This is a genomic window from Streptomyces sp. BE20, from assembly GCF_036322525.1.
Classification (GTDB): Bacteria; Actinomycetota; Actinomycetes; order Streptomycetales; family Streptomycetaceae; genus Kitasatospora.
This window is the reverse complement of record NZ_JAQYWW010000954.1, coordinates 1-341: the sequence shown is the minus strand read 5'-3', so window position 1 is coordinate 341 and position 341 is coordinate 1. Positions and strand designations below refer to the sequence as shown.

The window sequence follows — 341 nt, the reverse complement described above, 5'->3', positions numbered from 1 at the left end:
TCACCGTCCTGACCGGGTTCGACCAGGACCTCGCCGCCGAGGCCACCCGCACCTCCAACCGGATACGCGGCCTGCTCACCCAGTTCCACCCGTCACTGGAGCGCGTGCTCGGACCACGGCTCGACCACCAGGCCGTCACCTGGCTCCTGGAGCGCCACGGATCCCCGGCCGCCCTGAGAAAAGCCGGACGCCGCAGACTGGTCGAACTGATCCGCCCCAAAGCCCCGCGCATGGCCCAACGATTGATCGACGACCTCTTCGACGCCCTCGACGAACAGACCGTCGTCGTCCCCGGCACCGGCACACTCGACGTGGTCGTCCCGTCCCTGGCCCGATCCCTC

1 pseudogene is annotated in these 341 nt (G+C 69.5%); it reads left to right on the top strand.

Features of this window, described 5'->3' with window-relative positions:
* Nucleotides 1-341, top strand: a pseudogene (locus PUR61_RS23880) (IS110 family transposase); the annotation flags it as partial.